Here is a 23,129-nt window from a genome sequence, read left to right on the forward strand (position 1 = left end):
CCACGTCACCGCAACCCGTCCCTCATCCGCCCACCTGCGAAGGGTCACAGGATGGACACCGATGTACTCAGCGGCCGGACCCAGGCGCAGCAACGACATGATCAAGAAAGTACCACACAGGTTCGCTTAGTTAATCAGCCAACAGTTGCACACCCTTTCATTCTCGATCGGGGTGGGCATGCCGCCGGCGGGCCGCGTCGAGGAGGTGGTCGAGGTCTTCGCGCGACCTGCCCGTCGCCGCGGCGAGGACCCGGAGCGGGTCGGGGTTCCCGCGACCGGCCACGTCATCGAAGACGGCGAGCAGGTCGGACTCGAAGCCGTCGGCCTCCGCACCTCGTGCCTGCGCGAGCTCAGCGAGCCGTCCTTCGACGTAGCGCCGCACCATCACCTGGTACGCCCCGACGCTCGGCAGCTCGTGGAACTCGGCCACCATGTCGTCGACCTGCCGGGCGATCCGGTGCAGGACCTCCGACGTGACGCCACGGTCCCGGATCTCGGGCGCCGCGTCCTCGGCGACCCGGATGACGACTTCGTCCGGCCCGGTGATCTCGGTCGATCCGGTGTCGGCGTGCCACCGTGCCGTGACGACGCAGCCGTTGTCCTCGCGGGACAGCTCAACCGACCGCACTGCGCGACCGTGATTCTCCTGGGACATGCCATACCTCTCGTTCCGGCGCCTCGTGGGCGCCTCTTGGCCGGCCGCGGTGGAGGCCGGTGTTGTCTGTTGGTTCGCGCGGCTCAGGGCGTCGGGGTGGCCGCGCCCACGACGCTGCCGAAGAAGACCATGACCGTGAAGGCGATCATCGGGCCGACGAAGACGTAGCCCAGGACGAGGCCGGCGACGGCCATGCCGTGCCCCGACCTCGTGCCGTCCCGGGTTTCCGCGAGGGCGATGTGGCCGAGGATGACGGCCAGGATGCAGGGCAGCCCGAACAGGCACCAGCCGCCGAGCACGCCGAGGATCCCGAGCACCAGCGACGCCGTCGCCATGCCGGACGTGAGCGGCGGCTGCACGGCGATCCGCTGCACCGCCGGCAGGTAGCCTCCGGGCTGGTAGGGCACAGTCGAGATCGGCGGGTATGGGCCGGGAAGGCCGGACACCGGCGGGTACGGCCCGGGAACGGCGGACACCGGCGCGTACAGCCTCGGGACGCCGGAGACCGGCGGCTGCGGGCGGGTGGGGTCGGTGCCGGGCTGCGGGTAGGTCATCGTTCGGGTTCCGTTCTCCGGTCGAGTTGGGTGAGCAGGATGCTCACCTCGGTGTGCAGGCGACGCAGCTCGGCGGCCGTCGGCGCCAGCTCGTAGCAGTGGTGGTGGGCGGCGGCCGACAGGGTCGCCCACGTGAAGGCGACGCGGCGGGCGACGCCGGCGCCGGGTCCGAGCCGGCCGCGCAGCATCAGCTGCTTCGCCCGGCCCTGCCGGCAGGCGGCAACCGTCGGCTTGACCCGCCGCCAGTAGGCGTCGATGCCGCCCTCGAGCGCGAGCCGGATCAGGCAGGCGCACGCCCGCGGCCACCAGCCGGCGGTCACCGCGGCCCCGCCGAGCGGGCCGGCGCCGCGCAGCAGCTGGTCGGCCGCCGCCAGGCAGCGCCGGGGCGTCGGCGGGGTCACCGCAGGACCGCCGTGAGGTGGCGGGCGTCCGCGACCAGGCCGGGCAGGTCCGCCAGGTACGCCCCGTGCACGCCCTCCTTGCACGCCTTGTACGCGCCCACCGCCCGCGACCCGTGCCGGCGACTCAGATACCCGAGCACGTCACCGCCCCGTTCGGCGTCGTCGAAGAGCGCCAACGCGACCGTGGTGGTCAGCCGCCGGCACGCCTCCACGATCGCCGCCTCGATGTCGACGTGCGGCACCCCGCGGGCCACCCGCTGCCGCCACACGACCCGGTGGCAGGCCGCCTCGATCGCCGAGCGGCACAGTTCCGCGACCACCGGACCGCGCACCTCGGCGGGGATCTCCTCGTTGCGGGACAGCGCGTACGCGTCGTCCAGGTAGCGGGTCACCGGGTCGGAGCCCGGCCGCAGCGTCACCACCGACCGCTCGGCGCGGGTCACCTCGACGATCCGGGCCTGGCCCAGGTTCAGCCTTTCCACCGCCTCCGGCAGCCGGGTGTCGTGGGTGAAGACGACCACCTGCCGCTGCTCGGCCAGTTCGGCGAAGACCCGCGCCAGCCCGTCGACCTTCGACGGGTCCATGCTCTGCACCGGGTCGTCGACCACGATGAACCGGAACGGGCTCTCCGGCGCGCAGCCGCGCGGCAGGAACGTCGCCAGCCCGAGGGCGTGCATCTCGCCCTGACTCATCACGCCGAGTGCGGTGCCGTTGTCGGTGCCGTCGACGCTGACCGGAATCACCACCCGCCGCCGGGTGTTCGCCCCCTCCAGGGTCATCGCCCCGAGCTCGACGTTGCTCTCCTGGCGCAGCTGCGCCCAGATCCGCTGCGAGTGCTCCGCGAACGGTGTCACCCGCTGGTTGCGCAGCTCCGCCCCGGTCGCCTTCAGCCAGGCCCGCGCGGCCTTCAACCGGGCGAGGGCGCGCTCCCGTTCCGGCAGCTTCCCGGCCGCCGCGACCCAGCTCCGCAGCTCGCCGGCCGCCGCCTGCCAGCCGGTGTCGCGCTGGCGGAGCAGACCCTTCGCGTACGCCTGCGCGGCCTGCGCGGCCGCGAGCACCGCCGGGTACCGTGCGGTCAGATGCTCGGCCAGTTCCTCCGGTCCGCCCGGCGCCAGCCGCAGCGCCGCCGCGGCCGCCTGCAGCCCGTCGACCGGCACCCCGGCGGCTCGGCCCTCGGGCACGTCCAGGTCGTCGACCAGGTAGTGCGCCCGCTGCAGCACCGCCGTCAGTCGCGCGGCGGCGGCCTGGGCCGCGAGCGTACGGTCGCGCAGCTCCGCCAGGGACGCGGCGGCGCTGGTCCGCCAGTCGCCGTCGAGGCTGCCCGTCGCGCAGACCGGGCACGGCCCGTCACCCCGGTCGTCGTGGTGTTCGATGGCGAGCCGGAGCAGCTCGGCGCTGCGCAGCGACGCCCGTGAGCGCCCGCCGTCGTGTCGGCGCGCCGCGGCGGCGGCTTCGCGAAGCTGCCCCGCGAGGCCGGCCACCTCGTCGGCGTCGGGCAGCTGCATCGCCATCAGCCGCCGGCAGAGCAGCACGGCCTCGTCCGCGGTCGGCTCTTCCGGCTCGTCGAGGATCGCGGCCAGCGCCGCCAGATCGGGACGGGTCGCGGCGAGCAGCGCCGCCGCCCGGCGCGCCCGGTCGTCGGGTACCTCGGCCAGCGTGGCGGCGAGGGCGGTGCGCTGTGCGCGTACCTCCTTGATGGCGGCGTCGATGGGGCGCGCGGCGGCCATCAGCCGGCGGTCGGCGTCGGTTATCGCCTCCAGGCCGAGGATCGCGGAGATCGCGTCGAAGAGCTGGCTCTGCGTGCCGGCGGTGAGCCGGCCCAGTTCGGCGGCGGTGAGGAACGGCCGGTACAGCTCCAGCGGCCGGGCCAGCCCCAGCTCGGCGAGATCCTTGTGGGTGCCGCGCGCGCTGGTGACGGTCACCTCGGCCTCGCCCAGCTCCGCCCCGGACGGCCAGGAGCGGACCACCCGGGTCGGCGTGGCGACCCCGTCGACCCGCAGCTCGACGGCGATCCGACACGGGTCGCCGGCGTGCAGGTTGCGCCACCCGGTACGCCAGACGCTGTTGCGGTCGGCCCAGCGGGCGCTGTCTCCGGTCAGGGTCAGCTCCACCGCCTCAGCGAAGCTGGACTTTCCGGAGCCGTTGCGGCCGACCACCACGGTCAGGCCCGGACCGGGTTCGATGGCGAGGGTGCGCTCCGGGCCGACGCCGCGGAAGCCGGCGACGGTGACCGACGAGAGCCAGATCCGCTCCCGCGGCTGGTCCGCCGCCGGGAGTTGCGGCTCCAGCGCGGTCGGCTCGCCGGCGAGTGCCGCGTCCAGGTCGGCCTCGTCGCTGAGCGCGGCGAGGACCACGTCGCCGGTGTCATCGGGTACGCGGTCGGCGGCGAGCCGGTCGAAGATCAGCTCGATCAGTGGTTCGGTGCGGTTCATCAGGCGACCTCCGGCGGGTGCTGATGCGGGTTCGGGAAGGGCGTGCGGGGCCGACGGTTCCGACTGGTGCCGGTTCGCTGGCGGTGGTGGGGCGGCGACGCGGTGAATTTGCTGTCGTTAATGGATCGGCGTTCAGACCGGCAGCGCAACATGCCATTCGCGCAGGAACGCCTCGACCAGGTCGTGCGCCCGGGGGCGTACGTCGAACGGCTCCTCGACCCGGCGGCGCGCCATGTGCGCCAGGCTGTCGGCCGCCTCGTTCAGGGCGTGGTGGGCGTGCGCCTTGACGTGCGCGAACGTCAGGTCCGGGCGCTCGGAGACCAGCTCGGCGAGACGGACCAGCGTGGGCTTCCTGCCCGCGTGACGAGGGCGCAGGTCATAGCCGGCGGGCATCACCCCGGACTCGCCGCCCTGCCAGCGATGCAGGTAGTTCAGCGCCGGAAGGCTGTCCACCAGCACCGTCATGCCGCCCGGCGGGGTGTCGTACGCGGTCAACAGGAACTCGACCGCCCGCAGCTCGCTGACCAGCACCCGGGAGCACCCGGTCGGGTCGACGCGGCCCGGGCGACGGCTGCGCAGGCCATAGCGGCCGTCGCTGGCGACGTACCCGATGCCGCCGGCGCGCCCCTTCCAGCTGGCGTCGGTCGCGGCGATCAGCGGCGCGGACGTCTCCGCCCAGCGGCGGACCTGGCCGCGGCCCGGCTGGTGCTCCGGCCGGCAGGCGAGGTGGTGCCGGGTGGCGAGCTGCTCGGCGGTGTCGAGCAGCTGCGCCGCCGGGCCGAGCTCGTCGTAGCGGGCGGCGGTCAGGGCTACCCGGACCGCGTCACCGACGGCCTGGCAGGTCTCGCAGCGCCGGGGCATGACGTAGCCGCGGAGGGCGAGGGCGCGGTCGTGCAGGGGAGCGGGGAGCAGGTCCAGGGCGTGGAGGAACTCATCGGGACGCACGACGCCTCCTGACGTCTTGTTGTCGGGCATGAGGCTGGCCGGAGAAACGGCGTCAGCGAGCGGGGCGCCACTCGCCGCAGTTCTCCGAGTGGAAGGCGTAGTCGGAGGAGCGGATGGTGGCCTGCACCCGGCGGGCGCCGCTGGTGAAGTAATTGTCGATGATGTTCCCGGAGCGGTTCTGGCGCTCCCAGTAGCAGCCCTCGACGTCGGTGGTGACGTAGGTGCCCGGCTTGATCTCCTTGCCGACGCGGTAGGTGCCGGAGCCGAAGAGCCTGCCCTGCGCCTCCAGGTCGGCGTCGACCTTGCCCCGCTGCACCGCCTGCCGCCAGCGCTTGGCGTACGGATGTGCGGGGCAGAGGGTCAGCGCCCCGTTGATCTCGGGGATCTGCTCGCTGCTCGCGGCGAAGCCGGCTTCGGCATAGACGTCCTCCGGGTCGACCGCGGCGCAGATCTCGTACAGCATCGAGATGTCCTGGTCGTCGTACTTGGAGATCTTGTACGCCTGCTTCTCAACGGCCGTGACGATGTCCAGGCTGCCCACGACCTCGCAGGAGCTGGCCTTGGCCGCCCAGACCTCTGCGAAGTCGGGTCGGCCATCCTTGCTGCCAAAGACGGTGAAGAGCGAGCCACCCGAGTCGTTGCTGGTCTCGCACTGCAGGTTGACCGGCGACTGCTGCGGGATGTTCTTCGGGTCGTCGGGGTAGGTGTCACTGCTGTCGGCGATGCCGTCGCCGTCCCGGTCGGCGGGCGGCGTCGGGCTCGTCGTCGGGGACGGGCTCGCCGAGGCCGACGGGCTTACCGACGGGGTGGGCGCGCTACTGACGGTCCTGCCGTCGCCCCCGCAGCCGGTCAGGGTGACGGTCGTCAGAGCTGCGGCGAGCATGAGGGCGACCGGTCGGCGGGGGAGCAGACCAGGGCCGGCCCAGGGAATGCGCTTCGCGAGATGCACGTGGGCCGAGTAGTGGTGGAGGAAGGTCATCGTCGCCTCCAGGCGCGTGGTGTCCGCGGGTCGACGTGACGTCGACCCGCCCGGGGTCTGAACGAGGTGGGGGAGCGATCACCTGCCAGGACGCTGTGGAGCTGATGCCGTCAACGGATCGGCCGTCATCCGGCTGCGGGGGATCCGACGGGGCCAGATCAATCGGAGAGGGTGAAGACCATCTGCATACCGCTGTCCGGGTGGTAGCTCCAGGATGCGTGGATGTCGGCCCAGTCCCCGCTCTGCCGGCCGTCGAGAGCGCGGGTTGCCAGGGCCTCCTCCTTGACCGAGTCGGGCATCTTCAGCTCCGCCCAGTAGCACTCCAGCTTGTCGAAGCTGAGGCCGCTGCTCTCCTTGCCGTCTCCGTGCAGGGTCAGGGTTCTTCCCTCGTCGCCCAGCTCGACGTCGCTGCCGAAGGTGGTGCTACCACACTTCTCCTTGGCCAGCACGAACGGCGACTTCCTCTCGACGAGGGGTGACGGGACGGGGCTCTTCTCGGAGAGGGCCAGGAAGAGTCCAGTGCCGGCCACCAGTAGCGCCGCCAGAGCGCCGGCCGCGATCAGGAGGATGGCGCGACCGTTCAGGGCAGGGGCGGGCCGGTGCTCGACCCTGTCCGGCTCGGCCGCATCGCCGAGGTGTGCGGCCTCGGCCGGCGGCATGAGTTGAATCGAAGCGGCGGAGTGCTCGGCGGGCTGGCCGGGCGGCACCGGAGTGGTCGGGTCCGTCATGACGGTCTCCTCTGTGAACTGAGGCGGTGGCGTTGTGCCCGGGGGAGCGGGGCGGGCGGTGACGCCCGCCCCGGGCCGAGCGGTGGATCAGGCGAGGGAGACGGTCACGCCGCCGGAGAACGCCGAGTCGTGGAGTTCGAGCTTGGTGAGCTTCACGTTCTTCGGGATGTCGAAGACGAACACGCCGGTCACCTGGTTGCCGGGGTTGATCTCCTCGAAGAAGGTGCTCTGCTCCTTGTTGGCGTAGAGGCCGGCCTCGGTGTCGGAGGAGTACTCGGTGCCGTTGGCGGTGTAGGCCTTCTGGCTGCTGCCGTCGAGGGTCTGCGGCTCCTTGCCGATGTTTTTGACGTTGATCGTGATCAGGCAGAACTGGCCCTGGGCCTTGTCGCCGAGCATCGAGGTGCCGACCTTCGCGACGCCGCACTTCGACGACTTCACCGTGAACTCGAACTTCCCGTCCCGGGCGGGCTGGCCGATCTTCGCGGTCTTCGCCGGCTTGTCCTCGCCCTTGGCGCCGCCGGCGTCGGCCTTGCTGGTGGCGTCGTCGGTGGCGCCGGAGCCGCAGCCCAGGGCGACGAGGGCGGTGGCGATCAGGGCGAGGGTGGTGGTCTTGCGCATCGCTTTCCTCCTGCTGTGAACGTGGCGGGGTCAATGAGAGCATCATCTGTGAACCGTGTCAACAAGCATGATGCTTGACAGGTGTGACACACTTCGGAGGTGCAAGAGACACCGACCATCACGGCAGCGGAGATCGCCCGGCTCGCCGGGGTCGGCCGCGCCGCAGTCAGCAACTGGCGCAAACGGCACCCCGACTTCCCCGCCCCGGTCGGCGGGACCCCGGCCAGCCCAGAGTTCGACCTGACCCAGGTCGAGCAGTGGCTCCACGGCCAGGGCAAGCTCCCCGAGCTCTCACCCGTCGACCGGCTCTGGCGGCACCTCGCCCCGACCACCGACACCGCCGCCGACGCCCTCGCCGCCGTCGGCGCCCTGTTGCTTGCCCGGCAACGCGGCGAACGCCCCTCACGCCGGCAGGTCGACCGACGCCTGGCCGACCTGCTCCCCGAGATCGACGCCCTCGCCGATGCCCTCGGCCCGCAGGCCGCCTTCGACCAGCTGTGGCAGCGCTTCTCCGCCCCCGGCCCCGGCCGGCCCTGGGCCACCCCCGACGACCTGGCCGACCTGATGGTCGGGCTCGCCGACGTCGGCGGCGGCGCCGTCCTCGACCCGGCCGCCGGCTCCGGCGCCACCCTCCGGGCCGCCGTCCGCGCCGGCTGCACCTCCGCGTACGGGCAGGAACTCGACGAGTCCCTCGCCCGGCTCGCCGGACTCTGGCTCGCCCTGCGGGACGTGCCCGGCGAGGTCCGCCCCGGCGACTCGCTGCGCGCCGACGCGTTCCCCGGACGCACCGTCGATGCGGTGCTCTGCCACCCGCCGTTCGGAATCACCACCTGGGGCCACGAGGAGCTCGGCTACGACCCGCGCTGGGAATACGGCCTGCCCCCGCGTACCGAACCGGAGCTGGCCTGGGTGCAGCACGCCCTGGCCCACCTGCGTCCCGGCGGGCACGCCGTCCTGCTCATGCCGCCCACGGCCGCCGGCCGCCGCGCCGGCCGGCGGATCCGCGCCGAACTGCTGCGTCGCGGCGCGCTGCGCGCCGTCGTCGCGCTTCCGCCCGGGGTGGCCGCGTCGCACGGCGTACCGCTGCATTTGTGGGTGTTGCGGCGGCCCGCGGCCGACGCGCCGCCACCGGCGCGGGCGCTGCTGATCGACGCCGCTGACGGCGACCTCGCCGAGCTGTCCGCGCGGGTGCTCACCACCTGGCGGGCCTTCACCGCCGCACCCGATGCCGAGATCGAGGAGATCGGCTTCGCCCGCGCGGTACCGGTCATCGAGCTGCTCGACGAGGAGGTCGACCTCACCCCCGCCCGCCGGCAACCCGCCGTCGGGGGCGAGCGGAGCGGCGAGCATCTGGTACGCACAAGAGAGCGGCTCGCCGCCATCGTCGGCGACCTGCCGGCGCTGATGCCGCAGGTCACCCCCGCGCCCGACGGGGCTGCCGCGCTCACGCTGTCGGTCGGCGAACTGGCCCGCACCGGAGCGCTGCAGCTCCTCGGCCCGATCCGGACCGCCCCCTCCGACGGCGACGCGACCTCCGGTGACGGACCGCCCGTGCTCACCGTGCAGGACGTGCTGAACGGCGAGGACGCCTCCGGGCGGGACGACGGCAAGCTCGGCCAGGAGATCCCCCTGGCTGTCGGGGACGTGGTGGTGCCGATGATCGCCCGGACGCTCACCGCCCGGGTGGTCACCACCGAGGGGGCACTGCTCGGGCGCAATCTCTACCTGTTGCGACCCAACCCGGCCGCGCTCGACTCCTGGTTCCTCGCCGGGCAGCTGCGCACCTCGGCCAATGAGAAGCAGGCGTCGAGCCTGTCGGGGACGTTGCGGTTCGACATCCGGCGGGCGCAGGTGCGGCGGTTGCCGCTGGAGGAGCAGCGGGCGCACGGGGAGGCGTTCCGGCGGCTGGACGCCTTTGAGTCGGCAATCCGACAGGCGGCAGCGCTGGGCGCTGATCTCGTCCGGCTCACCGCTGATGGCCTGGCACGCGGCTCACTTCATCCTGATCAGCGGTCAACCCGCAAGCGACCGGCGAAGTAAGGACCTCAGGAGCCGGTGCCTACTGACGGATCAGACCTCCATCTGCGCCGGGTGGGGGACTACAACGATGCAGGCGACCGGCCATAATCCTTGACTTAAGGCAATCGAAAGGAACCTGGTGAGTACCAAGCACCAAGAGCTCGCGAACTTCATCTGGTCGGTGGCCGACCTGCTCCGCGGCGACTACAAGCAGTCCGAGTACGGCCGGGTGATCCTGCCGCTGACCGTGTTGCGCCGACTCGACTGCGTGCTGGAGCCGACGAAGGACGCGGTGCTCGCCCGGCACGCCCAGCTCAAGGAGCTGGGGATCCAGAACATGGACCCGGTGCTGCGCAAGACCGCCGGCCTGCCGTTCTACAACACCAGCGAGATGTCCTTCCGCAAGCTGCTCGGCGACCAGGACCACGTCGCGCTCAACCTGCGCGCCTGCATCGGTGGCTTCTCGCCCGGCGCAGTCGACGTGCTGGAGAAGTACGGCTTCGACACCCAGATCAGCCGACTCGCCGAGGCCGGGCTGCTCTACCAGGTGGTCGCGAAGTTCGCCGACATCGACCTGCACCCTGACGTGGTCTCCAACCACCAGATGGGCTACGTCTTCGAGGAGCTGATCCGCCGCTTCTCCGAAATCAGCAACGAGACCGCCGGTGAGCACTTCACCCCGCGCGAGGTCATCAAGCTGATGGTCAACCTGCTGCTCGCCCCGGACGAGGACGACCTCGTTACCCCTGGCATCGTCCGCAAGATCTACGACCCGGCCTGCGGGACGGGCGGCATGCTTAGCGAGGCCCAAGACCACATCCAGGAGCACAATCCGCACGCCACCGTCGAGGTGTACGGGCAGGAACTCAACGGCGAGACGTACGCGATCTGCCGGTCGGACATGATGCTCAAGGGCGGCGACCCGACGAAGATCGCCTACGGCAACTCGTTCAGCCAGGACGGCCACGATGCCGAGCGCTTCGACTACATGCTTGCCAACCCGCCGTTCGGCGTGGAGTGGAAGAAAGTCGAGAACTACATCAAGGCCGAGGCCGCCCGCGGCCACGCCGGCCGTTTCGGTGCGGGCCTGCCCCGGATCAACGACGGCTCGCTGCTCTTCCTCCAGCACATGATCTCGAAGATGAAGCGCCCCGAAGACGGCGGCAGCCGCCTCGCGATCGTCTTCAACGGCTCGCCACTCTTTACTGGCGCGGCCGGGTCGGGGGAGTCGGAGGTCCGCCGCTGGATCCTGGAGAACGACCTCCTGGAGGGCATCGTCGCGCTGCCCGACCAGCTCTTCTACAACACCGGCATCTCCACGTACTTCTGGATCCTCACCAACCGGAAGGAGCCGGCCCGCCGCCGGAAGGTTGTGCTGCTCGACGGCCGAGACTACTGGACCAAAATGCGCAAGAGCCTCGGCGACAAGCGCAAGATGCTCACCGACCAGCACATCGCCGAGCTGACCCGGGCATACGTGGACGCGCTGTCGATCGCGGATCACCGGGAGCATCCGCAGCACGGCAAGGTGAAGCTCTTCAAAACCACCGACTTCGGCTACCAGCGGATCACGGTCGAGCGCCCGTTGCGGCTGCGCTTCGAGGTCACCGAGGAGACGGTCGTCCTGCTCGCGGAGGCGCGGGCGGTCCTCAAGTACGCCGACCGTGAGCCCCTGTTGGCGGCGGCAAAGTCGCTGATCGGCTCGGCGGCTGCGACGCGGGCTGAGTTCGCGATGAAGTTGAACGGGCTCGGCAAGCTGCCCGCGCCAGTGGAGAAGGCGGTGTGGGAGGCATTCTCGTTCAGCGACCCGGAAGGGGAGGCGCAGACCGACCGCAAGGGCAAGGCGCTGCCGGACGCTGATCTGCGCGACAACGAGAACGTGCCGCTCGACGAGGACATTTACGAGTACCTGAAGCGCGACGTGCTACCGCACGTACCCGACGCTTGGATCGACGAGACGAAGACCAAGATCGGGTACGAAATCCCCTTCACCCGCCACTTCTACGTCTACCATCCGCCTCGGCTTTTGGCCGAGATCGATGCCGAGATTGAAGCAGTGGAAGCGGAAATCCAGCGGCTCCTGGGGACGGTCTCGAAGTGAGCGACGATAAGTCTGAGCGTGTCGCTCTCCGCCACCTCACAACCTGTTTGGATGGACGTAGGATTCCCCTGAACGCTGAGCAGCGGGCAGAGATCCAGGGTCCCGTTCCTTACTGGGGCGCAAACGGGGTCGTGGATTATGTAAACAAGCATCTATTCGATGAGACTCTCGTGCTGCTCGGCGAGGATGGCGCGCCATTCTTCGAACGGGGTCGTGATGTCGCCTTCCTCGTTGACCGGCCAGTGTGGGTGAATAATCACATTCACGTCCTGCGGCCGCGAGGTGTGGACCCCAGGTTCTTGACGTACTCGCTGAACGTCGTGGACTACGCGCGCTATATCACGGGCTCCACCCGAGACAAGCTCACTCAGGACGATCTGCGACGAATCGAAATTCGGCTTCCGGATCTGCAGGAGCAGCGACGAATAGCGGATTTCCTGGACGCCGAGACACAGAGGATGTCCTTGATTTACCAGGGTCGGCAGAAGCAACTTGCGCTCGTGCGCGAGCGCTATGACGCATGGCTTGTGCGAACCCTGCTGCCTAGCGACGCGCCGTCGAGTTGGCAAGCTACAAGAATTAAGCATCTGTTCGAATTCGAGCGGAACGGTATTTGGGGGGACGAGGCTTCAGGAGGGGGTGAGGATGTCCTCTGCGTGCGGGTCGCCGATTTTGACCGCCTAGCGCTGAGGGTCAAAAGCGGAGCCAGCACGCTCCGTAGCGTCCCACGTGCTCAATACGTCAGTCGAGTGCTCAGGAACGGTGACGTGCTTCTCGAGAAATCCGGGGGCGGTGAGAATAGCCCCGTAGGCTTTGCCGTCAGCTACCAGGGATCGACCCCGGCGGTCTGCTCCAACTTCGTTTCTGTTCTGCGACCCGATCGGCACCACGATCCTAGGTACCTCGCCCTACTTATGGCCTCTCTCTACAAGGCGCGCAGGAACAATCCATTCATCAAGCAGACCACGGGAATACAAAATCTGGACTCTGCGGGATATCTTTCCCAAGCGGTCCGGATACCTGTCGGACGCGAACAGGCGGCCTTGGCGCAGAAGCTTGACGAGGGGTTGGTGGCGGCGCAGAAGACCCTCGCCGCTCTTCGTCGTCAACAGGAACTTCTTCAGGAGCGCAAGCATGCTGTGATCTCGGCTGCCGTCAACGGAGGCGTCGATATCTCGACTGCACGGGGGGCGGAGGCGTGAGCGCCCAGCAGGAGCAGTCGTTCGAGGCGGCGATCGAGGGTGTACTGCTCGATTCGGGGTGGCTGCGCGGGGCAGCCAGCAACTACAACCGGCAACTTGGGTTGGACACTGCCGAGCTGTTCGCCTTCATCGGGGCAACTCAGCAGACCGCGTGGGACAAATTGCTTGCCTACCACGGCAGCAAGTCGAACGAGGCGCAGCGGCATTTCGCCCAGCACCTCGCCAAGCAGATCGACGAGCGCGGCCCTCTGGACGTCCTCCGCCGTGGCATCAAGGACAAGGGCGTCCTTATCCGCCTTGCCTACTTCAAGCCTGCCCACGCCATCACCGACGACGCGCTCAAGCTCTACCGCACCAACCGCCTCACCGTCACCCGCCAACTCGCCTACTCGACCCAGAACAACAACACCCTCGACCTGGCGCTCTTCGTCAACGGCATCCCCCTCGCTACGGCCGAGCTGAAGAACCCGCTCACCGGCCAGACCGTCGAGGACGCCAAGAAGCAGTACCGCGGGACCCGCGACCCGAAGGAACTGCTCTTCGCGCGGCGGACCCTCGTGCACTTCGCCGTGGATCCCGACCTGGTCTTTGTCACGACGAAGCTCGCGGGCGACAAGACCCGCTTCCTGCCCTTCAACACCGGATCGGACGGACCGGGCGTCTCCGGCGGCGGCGGCAACCCGCCGGCGGGCGCGTCGGGCTATCGCAGCTCCTACCTCTGGGAGCAGATGTGGCACCCGGACACCTGGATGGACCTGGTCCGGAGATTCCTGCACACCGACAAGGAGTCTAAGGCGCTGATCTTCCCGCGCTACCACCAGTGGCACGCGGTGACGAACCTCGCCGACCACGCTGCCCGCAACGGCTCCGGCCACAACTACCTGGTCATGCACTCGGCCGGGTCGGGCAAGTCGAACACCATCGCCTGGCTGGCGCACCGGCTCTCCAGCCTGCACACCGCGCCCACCCTCGACGAGGACGCCCGGGCCAAGGGGCTGCGCCCCAACGAGCCGGTCTTCGACAAGGTCATCATCATCACCGACCGCGTGGTGCTGGACAGGCAGCTTCAGGACACTGTCTTCCAGTTCGAGCACGTGCCGGGTGTGGTGCAGCGGATCGACAAGGACTCCGCCCAGCTCGCCGCCGCGCTCCAGGGCGAGACCGCCAAGGTCGTCATCACCACCATGCAGAAGTTCCCCTACATCCTCAACCAGGTGCAGGGACTCCGCGGTAAGCGGTTCGCGGTCATCGTCGACGAGGCGCACTCGTCGCAGTCTGGCGACTCGGCCACCGCGCTGAAGAAGGTGTTGCTGAAGCTCGGCAGCGACGACGTGGACGAGTCGGGTGACCTGCTGACCGCGTCGGCCCTGGCCCGTGGCCGGCACGAGACGCTGTCGTACTTCGCGTTCACCGCCACGCCGAAGCCGAAGACCCTCGAACTCTTCGGCACCCCGCACCCCGTCACCGGCAACCCGCAGCCGTTCCACACGTACTCGATGCGGCAGGCCATCGACGAGGGCTTCATCCTCGACGTGCTGCGCAACTACGTGACCTACAAGTCGTACTGGAAGCTGGCCAACGCCAACCCCAACGACCCCGAGGTCGACCCGAAGAAGGCCGGCGCCCAGCTCGCTCGCTTCGCCAGTCTGCACCCCACCATGCAGGCTCAGAAGGCCGAGATCATTGTCGAGCACTTCCGCAAGCACACCGTGCCGCGCCTGGGCGGTCGCGCGAAGGCCCTGGTGGTCACCGGCTCCCGCGAGGGGGCCGTCCGCCTGCACACCGCCATCAACAAGTACGTCGAGATGCAGGGCTACGTCGGCTGCGACTCCCTGGTCGCCTTCTCCGGTGACCTGGAGGTCGACGGCGTCGAGCACACCGAGGCGCGGAGCAACGGGTTCAGCGAGGGCGAGCTGCCCGAGAAGTTCGCCTACACCGCCGCCGACGACAGGTACGCCGGCACGCCGAAGGCCAAGCAGGACACCGAGTACAAGATCCTGGTCGTGGCCGAGAAGTACCAGACCGGCTTCGACCAGCCGCTGCTCACCACGATGTACGTCGACAAGCTGCTCAAGAACGTCGCCGCAGTGCAGACCCTGTCCCGGCTCAACCGCACACATCCCCTCAAGGCCCAGGGCGACGTCTTCGTCCTCGACTTTGTCAACGAGGCCGGCGACATCGCCGAGCAGTTCAAGCCGTACTTCGAAACCGCCGCCACCACCCCCACTGACCCGAACCTGCTCTACACCGCGCAGAACGCGGTGACGGGCTACCCGGTGCTGGTCGACTCGGAGATGCAGGCATACGCCGACGCGCTGCTCGCCGCCGAGCAGAAGGCCACCAGCGACACCGCCCTCCAGCGGGCGCACGCCGCCCTCTACCGCTTCACCGAGCCGGCCGTCCAGCGCTTCAACGCCCTGGCCGCCGACGACCCCGAGGCCGCGGACATCTTCCGGTCCGCGCTGCGCGACTACACCCGGATGTACGCGTTCCTCAGCCAGGTTGTGCCCTACCACGACGAGGACCTGGAACGGCTCTACCTGTACGGGCGGGCGCTGCTCAACCGACTGCCCCGCCGGCAGGACCCGTCCGTCGACATCGGCGATGTCGAGCTGACCCACCTGCGGGTCAGCCAGACGGGCGAGCACGACGCGTCGCTGTCGCCCGAGGGCGAGCAGATGCTGCCCGGCTTCGTCGGCGGGGGAGCGGGCAAGCAGCACGAACTGGACAAGGTCGCGCTGTCCGAGCTGATCGACGTGTTCAACGACAAGTTCGGCATCGGGCTGGGCGAGGCCGACAAGGTCTGGGTCGAGCAGCAGATCGTCGCCCTGGCCGAGGACGGCACCCTGGAAGCCGCCGCCATGGTCAACGACGAGAGCAACTTCGGCGTGGTCTGCGACAAGCGGATCGAGGACGTGATCCTGTCCCGGCACGACGACAACGGCAAGCTGATGCAGCGCTACCTCGACGACGACAGCCTGCGCTCGCAGCTCAACCAGTTCGCGCGCCGGCAGGCGTACCAGATGATCCGCCGCCGCAAGGGCATTGCCTGAGCGAACAGCCGCAGTGAATCCGTCGGCCGCACCTCATCAGGAAAGGCGATCCATCCCCTTGGACTCGTCAGAGCAGTCGTTCCACGTGTGGATCGCGAGTGACGCACAGACCACCGCGGTCGCGCTTAGCCCGGTGAACGTGAGCGGTCGCGCTCGCGTGCACCGGTGGGGCAGTGTTGCCGACGTCAGCCCGGAAGCTCCGATGACCTCGGACGCGGTGAGTGGCCGGGCCGCCAAGCAGATCATGCTCATCGCGGTGGTCGCCGGTGGCCTCTGCATGGTGGGCGGCCTACCGTACGCCGGGGCCATCGTGAGCGGTGCGCTCGTGCTCGGAGTCGTGGCCATCGTCGGCTCGTTCATGGCCGAGCGGCCAGGCAGAGTGAAGACGCCGGATCTCAGGGGCTTCCCCGAGATCCACCGCGTGCTGACCACGCCGCAGGAGCAGCGGTCCTTCCGGGCGCTGGTCGGCTTGGCGGAGCGGGTAGGCCGGACGCTGCCCGCGCTGGACGAACTCGTGGATCCGAACGAGGCAGGTGAACTGTTGGCGCAAGCCCTGTGGGACGGCGCGAAGAACCTGGCCCGCAAGCAGGAGATCCGGGCGGTGCGCGACGAGCTGCGGCGCCACGAGGACCATGTCTCCGGCGAGTCCAGCCGGTCGCAACGCGACTTCGCGCACCAGCAGCAGCAGGCCGATGCGCTGTGGAAGGAGGTCAACGGTGACCTCACGAAACTCGGCGCCCACCTGACGGCCGCGGCCGAGTCCGGGGAGGCGTTCATCAGGGATCGCGAACTGGACGACACCCTGCAACGCACCGAGAAGGTGCTCGCCGAGCTCTCTGTCGACCTCATGTCCGGCCCGTCGGCCGCGAGCGAGCAGCTCGCCGACGAGACGACCGCGGTGCTCGACGCCTATCGGGGACTGAACGACTTGTACGGTGGCAAGTACTAGCAGCATCGACATCTGCAACTGATTGCGACTCAGGGTGAGGGCTTGATGCGCGCGCAGGAACGGGTCGCCGACCGGTACGAGCTGACGTACCCGCTCGGCCACGGCGGCATGGGGGAGGTGTGGGCCGGCTTCGACGAGAAGCTCGACCGGCCCGTCGCCATCAAGTTCCTCCGCAAGCTCACCATCCCCGAGGGCGAGCGGGAGAACGCGGTCGAACGCTTCATGCGCGAGGCCCGCGTCACCGCTCGACTTGACCACCCGGGCGTGCCGAGCGTTCACGATGTCGGCTACCACGGTGACGATATCTACATTGTCATGCAGCTCGTGCCGGGCATCGTGCTCGCCGACCTGATCGCCGAGCGCGGCTGGCTCGCCGTGCCCTGGGCCGCAGCGATCGGGGCGCAGATCTGCTCTGTCCTGGCCGTCGCGCACGCCGCCTCCCTGGTACACCGCGACCTCAAGCCGCAGAACCTCATGGTCACCCCGACCGGTTCGGTCAAGGTCCTCGACTTCGGCGTGGCCGCCCTGCTCGGCCCGGACGTACCCCGCCTGACGGCCACCAGCCACACGCTCGGCACGCCCACGTACATGGCCCCCGAGCAGGCGCTCAACAGTGCGGTCGGGCCACGGGCGGATCTCTACGCCCTGGGCTGCGTCCTGTTCGAGCTGCTGACCGGCGACCCGCCGTACCGCGCCGACAGCGCACTCGGCCTGCTGCACCGCCACATGAGTGACCCGGTCCCGTCATTGAGCGATCATCGGGCAGGAGTGCCCCAGGACCTGGTGCAGCTCGTCGCGCGGCTGCTCGCCAAGGACCCGCAGGACCGTCCCGGCTCCGCCGTCGAGGTGTACGCGATCCTGGCGCCGCTGGGCGCGGTCGCCCCGGACCTGGCCGGTGACCTCGCGATGACCGTCGCCGACGGGCAGACGGTCGACCCGACCATGCCGCACCGGTACCCGTTCGGTCCGCTGCCGCCTCGCACCCCGCCGGCACCCACCAGGGTGGACATCGTCCGGCCGCGTGTTGCCCCGGAGATCGCCGCGCCGCTGTCTCTCAACGAGCTGACCGAGGTGGAGGAGCGCGCCTGGGAACTCGCCGAGGAGGAGCGATTCACCCAGGCCGCCGAACTGCTCGAAACGGCACTGCGTCCGGTCAGGAAGGGACACGGCGCCAAGCAGCCGAGGATCCTGGAGCTGCGGCTCAACCTGGCCAACCTGTACGTCCTAGCCGGCGCGTTCCGGCAGGCCCTGCCGGAGTTCCAACGACTCATCCCCGACCTCGTCGCACGCCCGGTCCCCGATCAGGAGCTGATCTGGCAGTGCCGGCAGCAGCTGGCGATGTGCCAGGCCGAGCTCGGCGATGCATCCGTGGCGCTCGCCGAACTTCGGTCACTTCTCGCTGAACGATGCGGCGTCGTGCCGGCCGACTCTGACGAGATTATTGCCCTGCGCCAACAGGTTGCAATGCTCACAGCCGCCGCAGGAGACCTGATAGGGGCTCGGAGGGAACTCAAGAAGCTTTTGGTCGAAGTGCAGCAGGTGCAGGGACCGAGGGTTGCATTGCACGCTGACGAGATTGGAGCGCTTCTGAAGCGCTTGGCTGTCATCGAATCGCAGGTGAACCCGAACTCGAACTCGAACTCGTCAAGTAAAGGCAGGTAGGTCTGTGCCTTCATCGCATTTCTCCGAGCTTCGAACTCTTTCAGGATGGTTCCCGGCTGACCGATGGCCGCGAGTGCCGTGCGGCAAGTGCGGCGGAGACCTTCTGGTGGAGGATCTAAAGACGATTGAGAGCGCACAATCGCACTCATATCGGGGCCATGACAATTGGGAGCCGGACTTCGTCTTCGGCTACTTCCATGGAGTGCTGCGTTGTTTCGTATCCCACTGTAGAGAAACTGCGGTCGTAGGAGGGGATATGAAGGTCGGCGGCACCGCTGCAATGAATGATGATTATCACTACTACGAAATATTGAAACTCCGGCACATACTCCCCCCGCCGCCGGTTATCGAACTTCCTGACGGTTGCCCAACGACGGTGGCGGACCGGATTGGGGAGGCGGCTGGCCTCCTGTTCGTTGATCCGAGTGCGGCCGGTAACCGAATTCGCATCGCTGTCGAGGAACTGCTGACAGCCCAGAAGATCCGTCGTTTTACCCACGGGAGGAAGGGGAGGCTGAGTGCCCATGCGAGGATCCGTTTATTTCGTGATAAGAATGATGAGGCGGCCCAATTTCTAGAAGCTGTCAAGTGGATCGGGAACGATGCGAGCCACGACGTTGGCTTGTCTGCAGAGGCGGTAATAGATGGACTGGAGCTCCTCGAGCACGCGTTGAAGCTCATCTATAATGATCGCTCAAAGAGCCTGGCGCGGAGAGTCAAGTCGATCAATCGACGGAGGACTATTAAAAGCCCGACGTCGAGAAAATCGGCAGCACCAAATTGAGGGTAGCACCGGAGCGTTCGGATTGTCTGCGAAGCTTATGTTTGCTCGCCGCCTTACTCATCATCGGTGGTGAGCATGAAGTGTCGCGGGGGTCGATGCAACGACTATCGTTGCGTTTCCTAGGAATTAAGGTGCGAGAACCTTCGGTGACGGCATTGATCCCTGAGCTCGAAGCTGAAGATCCTTGGGGCCGACCCGTTGACTCAGGGAAGAACATCTCTCAGTACGGCGGGCCAATCGAGAGAAGGGGTGGCTCCTCTGGGAATTACATATCCAGGGCCAATGTTGACGATCTGTATATCGGGGGCGGCGTCGACAAGTAGGCTCTTGAAGTTTGGATAGCCCATCCATGTGCGAAGTGGGGCTGCTCCAAAGACTGCCCGAAGCTGCGCGGCAATGGAGGCTAGCGGGGCTGGCCGTTCAAGTTCACTTACTATCCGTGCCGCCTCGGCGAGAACCAACTCCTTCGAGAGGGAAGGGGAGATCGGCTTGTCGAGCAGTTCTTCATTGTTGTCTGCCGGCCTCTGACTGGGTAGATCCAATACGCTTGGATCTTCGTCTACTACCGTTTGTGCTAGGCGATCCAGTTCGTAGCGAACATCTTGCGCGAGATCATCGACGGTGGCCAAGAGATCTGCCATGCGTTTGGCTAGTTTCTCTACAAGAGGAGGAAGGGGCACCCCGGGCTTGTACGTGTCTTCGTGGGTCAGTTCACCCCATCCGTCTTGCAAAAGTGTTCTTACTTGAAGCTCGCCTCGTACGCGGTTCAACTCGGTCAATCCGGGAACGATGGTAACCAAGTTCGCGTGATATGCGCGGTATCCCGAGGGCTTTGGGCTGTCAACGTAAGTCTTCTGCGAGCCGGACTCAAGGGCGATCGAGTATTGGCTTTCACTGTCGCTGCTGGGGAGCGATTCTAGGATTTCGCGCAGGAAGCCGATGTCGCTCAAGTTGTTGCAGACAATTCTAACACCGACTATGTCGTCAATTACTTCCTCGATGTCATCAAGCCTTCGAATCTTCCCTGCATATTTTGGCTTTTGCATTTTGGACCAGAGTCGCAGAGGTCGCTTCACGCGGCTCGTTGACACGCGGATGCGGTGGCGATCGAAGTCGGAAAGCTCGCGGTCGAGTTGATCGTTGAGTAGGCGCACAAAAGTTTGCCGTGCGGGCTCCAGCCGGGATCTTATTGCTTTGTCATACCAGGTTGAGAAATCTGTGTAGTCGAATCCCGGTTGAAACTTGTCCAGGCTGTTTAGCTGTGGACGTCTCAGGTCTCCGGCCAAGGTTCGACTTCCTTCTGTGTCTACTTCTGTTCTTGTCATGGTCTCAAAAGTTTGATGCATGGGCGTTGCTGATCTTGTCAACCGCTACAGCCCTGATGAAGGTATCCCAGACTTCCGGTGAGAAGATCAGGGCCGATTCGAACCTGTCTTTGGAGTCGCGTACGGCGACGATGCCGGGGATGTTGGAGGCGACCTCGACGCAGTTGCCTCCATTGCCGCCGCTGCGGCTGCTCTTGCGCCAGACGGCGCCGGTCAGGTCAGTCATGCCGCAGCTCCCCGATGATCCGCTTGATCATGTCCGTCGATTGTGCCTCATCGAGGGCCAGCGTCTCCAGGCTCTTCCATGCCGACCGGTAGGCCGCTAGCTCATCGGGCTTGTCGAGGTACAGCGCGCCGGTCAGCGACTCGCTGTAGGCGACGGACGGCTCCGGCTCGGCCCGTCCGCCCTTCGTCACGTGGAAGTCCAGGATCACAAAGGAGCCCGCGACTGCACCCGAGTGCTGCCCGGCGGGAAAGGGCAGCACGCGCACCGACACGTTCGGCAGTTCGGCGGCTTCGATCAGGCGGCTGAGCTGACCGACCATGACCCCACGGTTGCCAACCGTGCGACGGAGCACCGCCTCCGACAGCACCGCGTCCAGCCGGGGCGGTTTCGGTAGGCGTCGGCTTAGCAGGCTCTGCCTTTGCAACCGCACCTCAACCGCCCGCTCCCGCTCCTCCTCGCTTGCGGATGGCCGGTCGAGCCGAGCGAGCCCGAGGGCGTACTCGCGGGTCTGGAGCAGACCGGGGATCAAGGTTTCCTCGTACTGCCGGAGATGGCCAGCGGCGGATTCCAGGCCGACGTACAGCTCGAACCAGTTCGGCACCGCGTCCCCGTACGCGTGCCACCAGCCCTTCGACTTCGTCTCCGCGGCCAGTCCCTTCATCGCCTCGGTCATCTCCGCCGACACGTTGTACAGCTCGCACATCGCCTTGACATCGAGCACCCGGACCGCGCCCAGGCCGCATTCGATGCGCCAGATCTTCTGCCGGCTGTATTCGAGCGCCTCGGCGGCGGCGTCCAAGGTCACGCCGGCTTCGGTGCGGAACTGGCGCAGCAGCCGGCCGAGCTGCCGGCGCGGCACGGTCGATCCGATGTCCTCTGCCATCCGAGCACTCCCTGATTCCGTCCTGCAACACTGCGTGACGCCGCATTGCAACACGTACAGGTTTCAGTAAAAGAAGTCAATACTTCTGACAAGAATTCTGCGGTGGAACGTTGTGTTTCTACTTCGCACTGTCACATCCTGAGTACAAGGACGCGGCTCGGTGCGGCGCCGACGGTAGCAATCAGGATCGACATGCACAGCCCTTGAGCAGCCCTGGTGCCGTACCGCTGATCGAAGCTGCGGTGGCAGGGCGGGGTGGGTCCGCCCGTGCGGGGAGGGCAGGTGGCCCACCCCTTCCAATCACGACGAGAGGCAGGTCAGCGGATGAGCTTCCGCAACCAGCGAACGACGCGGGGGAGCGCAGCGACCTACCGCTCCGGCGCGTACACCAGTCTGCTGCCGTGGCAGGTGCGCGAGCGCCGCTTCAAGCTGGCCGGGCTCGGACGCCGCGGCCTTGAGCCCGACGACGTGTACGCCTTCCTCGACCGGGTCGCCGGCGAGCTGGCCGCCGTCTACGCGGCCCTGGCCGCCAGCCGCCGGGAGACCGCCGTCATCAAGGACGCGCTGCGCCGCTGGCAGTCCGACCAGGCCCGCGCGACGAACGGCGAGCGCCGGTGACCGAGCGCTGGGTCATCCACCTGCCGGTGACCGCGGCCGACCTGCCCGCCGCGCAGCGCCTGGCCCGGGTGGTGTCCCGCTGGACCGGGATGCTGCCGCACGCCGACCCCGGGGAGACCACCGTGTCGGCCGAGGACGACCAGAACGTACGCCATCGGGTCTTCTGCGACCTGCTGATGCCCGGCGGCCGGCGCTGCCTGCTCCGCGCCGACCACGACGGCCCCTGCGCCCGGCGGCTGCGCCGCTAAAGCGGTACGGCCGGTACCGGGCGGGTTGAGCGCCTCCGGCGGCGGGATGGAGAAACCCTTGCTGCACCACGCTGTGGTTAACCACTCGACGCGGTGTCTGCCTCGGCCGGGAACCCAGCCCGAGGCAGACACGTCGGAGGAGGCATGACAGGTAGCAGCGTCCACGTGCCAACGGCCGCCACCGGTATCCCCCGGGTCATGACTCCAGCCCGAGCCATGGGACTGGCCCTGGTCGCCAGCCTGGCCCTGCTCACCGGCTGTACGGCGGAGCCGGTCCCCGCGCCACCACGTGACCGGGGAGTGCCGGCCGGCGCGTTCCGGCTCGTCGCGTTCGACTCCTGCGCGGAGGCGCTGCAGCAGCTCAAGACCGCTGCCAAGGCGTACGTCGGGCCCTGGGGGTTCGGGCCGAACGGGGACATCCGTACCTTCGGCGGCGCGGAAAACGCCGGGGCGCCCGCCGCAGCGAAGCGGGCGGATGCGGCGCCCGGGGCCAACGCGGCAGCCCCGGGCGACACGGCGGCCGGGGCTGCCGGCCCCGGCTACTCGGGCACCAACACCCACGAGGCCGGGGTCGACGAACCGGACCTGGTCAAGACCGACGGCAAGCGGATCGTCACCGTCAACCAAGAAAACCATGGCCCCTGGCGGGGCCACCCACAGGTGGGTGAAACTCGGGTCGGCGGTGTCGCTCGCCGTCGCCGGTTGCGCTTGGTGCCCTCGCGGTGCCTGAAACCAAGAATGGTGTGG

21 protein-coding genes are annotated in these 23,129 nt (G+C 68.1%); 10 read left to right on the top strand and 11 right to left on the bottom strand.

From position 1 onward, the window contains the following. Nucleotides 1–157: 157 nt before the first annotated feature. From SLP03_RS28740 to SLP03_RS28775, 8 genes are all read right to left on the bottom strand, one after another. On the bottom strand, nucleotides 158–628 hold the full coding sequence (locus SLP03_RS28740) for a hypothetical protein (protein ID WP_319463782.1): 471 nt from the start codon (nucleotides 626–628) through the stop codon (nucleotides 158–160). Nucleotides 629–738: 110 nt separating this feature from the next. Then, nucleotides 739–1,209, bottom strand: a complete 471-nt coding sequence (locus SLP03_RS28745) for a DUF4190 domain-containing protein (RefSeq protein ID WP_319463783.1) — start codon at nucleotides 1,207–1,209, stop codon at nucleotides 739–741. Continuing rightward, complete coding sequence (locus SLP03_RS28750; protein WP_319463784.1) at nucleotides 1,206–1,610, bottom strand: hypothetical protein; 405 nt, start codon at nucleotides 1,608–1,610, stop codon at nucleotides 1,206–1,208. Before SLP03_RS28750 ends, SLP03_RS28745 begins: the two co-directional genes overlap by 4 nt. Next, the gene (locus tag SLP03_RS28755) at nucleotides 1,607–4,042 is read right to left on the bottom strand and encodes an AAA family ATPase (RefSeq protein ID WP_319463785.1); all 2,436 of its coding nucleotides are present in this window, start codon (nucleotides 4,040–4,042) and stop codon (nucleotides 1,607–1,609) included. Before SLP03_RS28755 ends, SLP03_RS28750 begins: the two co-directional genes overlap by 4 nt. Before the next feature lie 132 nt (nucleotides 4,043–4,174). Continuing rightward, complete coding sequence (locus SLP03_RS28760; RefSeq protein ID WP_319463786.1) at nucleotides 4,175–4,987, bottom strand: RNase H family protein; 813 nt, start codon at nucleotides 4,985–4,987, stop codon at nucleotides 4,175–4,177. Nucleotides 4,988–5,039: 52 nt separating this feature from the next. Next, entirely contained in the window at nucleotides 5,040–5,966 is a 927-nt protein-coding gene (locus tag SLP03_RS28765; RefSeq protein ID WP_319463787.1) for a hypothetical protein, read from the bottom strand. A gap of 158 nt (nucleotides 5,967–6,124) precedes the next feature. Further along, on the bottom strand, nucleotides 6,125–6,694 hold the full coding sequence (locus SLP03_RS28770) for a hypothetical protein (RefSeq protein WP_319463788.1): 570 nt from the start codon (nucleotides 6,692–6,694) through the stop codon (nucleotides 6,125–6,127). An 87-nt stretch (nucleotides 6,695–6,781) separates the two neighbouring features. Continuing rightward, a complete protein-coding gene (locus tag SLP03_RS28775; RefSeq protein WP_319463789.1) occupies nucleotides 6,782–7,312 on the bottom strand; it encodes a DUF4352 domain-containing protein in 531 nt (176 codons plus the stop codon). A 99-nt stretch (nucleotides 7,313–7,411) separates the two neighbouring features. Here SLP03_RS28775 and SLP03_RS28780 point away from each other — a divergent pair, with 99 nt between their 5' ends. The 7 genes from SLP03_RS28780 to SLP03_RS28810 all read left to right on the top strand — a co-directional run bounded on the left by SLP03_RS28780 (nucleotide 7,412) and on the right by SLP03_RS28810 (nucleotide 19,082). Then, complete coding sequence (locus SLP03_RS28780; protein WP_319463790.1) at nucleotides 7,412–9,352, top strand: N-6 DNA methylase; 1,941 nt, start codon at nucleotides 7,412–7,414, stop codon at nucleotides 9,350–9,352. 118 nt (nucleotides 9,353–9,470) lie between these two features. Beyond that, on the top strand, nucleotides 9,471–11,432 hold the full coding sequence (locus SLP03_RS28785) for a class I SAM-dependent DNA methyltransferase (protein ID WP_319463791.1): 1,962 nt from the start codon (nucleotides 9,471–9,473) through the stop codon (nucleotides 11,430–11,432). Further along, nucleotides 11,429–12,634, top strand: a complete 1,206-nt coding sequence (locus SLP03_RS28790; RefSeq protein WP_319463792.1) for a restriction endonuclease subunit S — start codon at nucleotides 11,429–11,431, stop codon at nucleotides 12,632–12,634. The genes SLP03_RS28785 and SLP03_RS28790 overlap by 4 nt, the downstream gene beginning before the upstream one ends. Continuing rightward, nucleotides 12,631–15,687: a type I restriction endonuclease subunit R gene (locus SLP03_RS28795; protein WP_319463793.1), complete on the top strand. Its 3,057-nt coding sequence runs from the start codon at nucleotides 12,631–12,633 to the stop codon at nucleotides 15,685–15,687. The genes SLP03_RS28790 and SLP03_RS28795 overlap by 4 nt, the downstream gene beginning before the upstream one ends. Nucleotides 15,688–15,889: 202 nt before the next feature. Further along, entirely contained in the window at nucleotides 15,890–16,636 is a 747-nt protein-coding gene (locus SLP03_RS28800; protein WP_319463794.1) for a hypothetical protein, read from the top strand. 45 nt (nucleotides 16,637–16,681) lie between these two features. Next, the gene (locus tag SLP03_RS28805) at nucleotides 16,682–18,298 is read left to right on the top strand and encodes a serine/threonine-protein kinase (protein WP_319463795.1); all 1,617 of its coding nucleotides are present in this window, start codon (nucleotides 16,682–16,684) and stop codon (nucleotides 18,296–18,298) included. A 106-nt stretch (nucleotides 18,299–18,404) separates the two neighbouring features. Further along, complete coding sequence (locus SLP03_RS28810) at nucleotides 18,405–19,082, top strand: DUF4145 domain-containing protein (protein ID WP_319463796.1); 678 nt, start codon at nucleotides 18,405–18,407, stop codon at nucleotides 19,080–19,082. Between the two features lie 203 nt (nucleotides 19,083–19,285). Here SLP03_RS28810 and SLP03_RS28815 read toward each other — a convergent pair whose 3' ends face one another. The 3 genes from SLP03_RS28815 to SLP03_RS28825 all read right to left on the bottom strand — a co-directional run bounded on the left by SLP03_RS28815 (nucleotide 19,286) and on the right by SLP03_RS28825 (nucleotide 21,516). Next, nucleotides 19,286–20,158, bottom strand: a complete 873-nt coding sequence (locus SLP03_RS28815; RefSeq protein WP_319463797.1) for a hypothetical protein — start codon at nucleotides 20,156–20,158, stop codon at nucleotides 19,286–19,288. Between the two features lie 253 nt (nucleotides 20,159–20,411). Beyond that, nucleotides 20,412–20,633 carry a DUF397 domain-containing protein gene (locus SLP03_RS28820; RefSeq protein ID WP_319463798.1) on the bottom strand — a complete coding sequence of 74 codons (222 nt, stop codon included), beginning with the start codon at nucleotides 20,631–20,633 and terminating at the stop codon, nucleotides 20,412–20,414. After that, a complete protein-coding gene (locus tag SLP03_RS28825; RefSeq protein ID WP_319463799.1) occupies nucleotides 20,626–21,516 on the bottom strand; it encodes a helix-turn-helix transcriptional regulator in 891 nt (296 codons plus the stop codon). Before SLP03_RS28825 ends, SLP03_RS28820 begins: the two co-directional genes overlap by 8 nt. Before the next feature lie 324 nt (nucleotides 21,517–21,840). Here SLP03_RS28825 and SLP03_RS28830 point away from each other — a divergent pair, with 324 nt between their 5' ends. From SLP03_RS28830 to SLP03_RS28840, 3 genes are all read left to right on the top strand, one after another. Then, a complete protein-coding gene (locus tag SLP03_RS28830; protein ID WP_319463800.1) occupies nucleotides 21,841–22,134 on the top strand; it encodes a DivIVA domain-containing protein in 294 nt (97 codons plus the stop codon). After that, complete coding sequence (locus tag SLP03_RS28835; protein WP_319463801.1) at nucleotides 22,131–22,382, top strand: hypothetical protein; 252 nt, start codon at nucleotides 22,131–22,133, stop codon at nucleotides 22,380–22,382. Before SLP03_RS28830 ends, SLP03_RS28835 begins: the two co-directional genes overlap by 4 nt. Nucleotides 22,383–22,580: 198 nt before the next feature. Beyond that, nucleotides 22,581–23,129 (top strand): beta-propeller domain-containing protein (locus SLP03_RS28840; RefSeq protein WP_319463802.1); only part of this gene is annotated, 549 nt, incomplete at its 3' end.

It is taken from the genome of Micromonospora sp. RTP1Z1, assembly GCF_033804685.1.
Lineage (GTDB): Bacteria > Actinomycetota > Actinomycetes > Mycobacteriales > Micromonosporaceae > Micromonospora.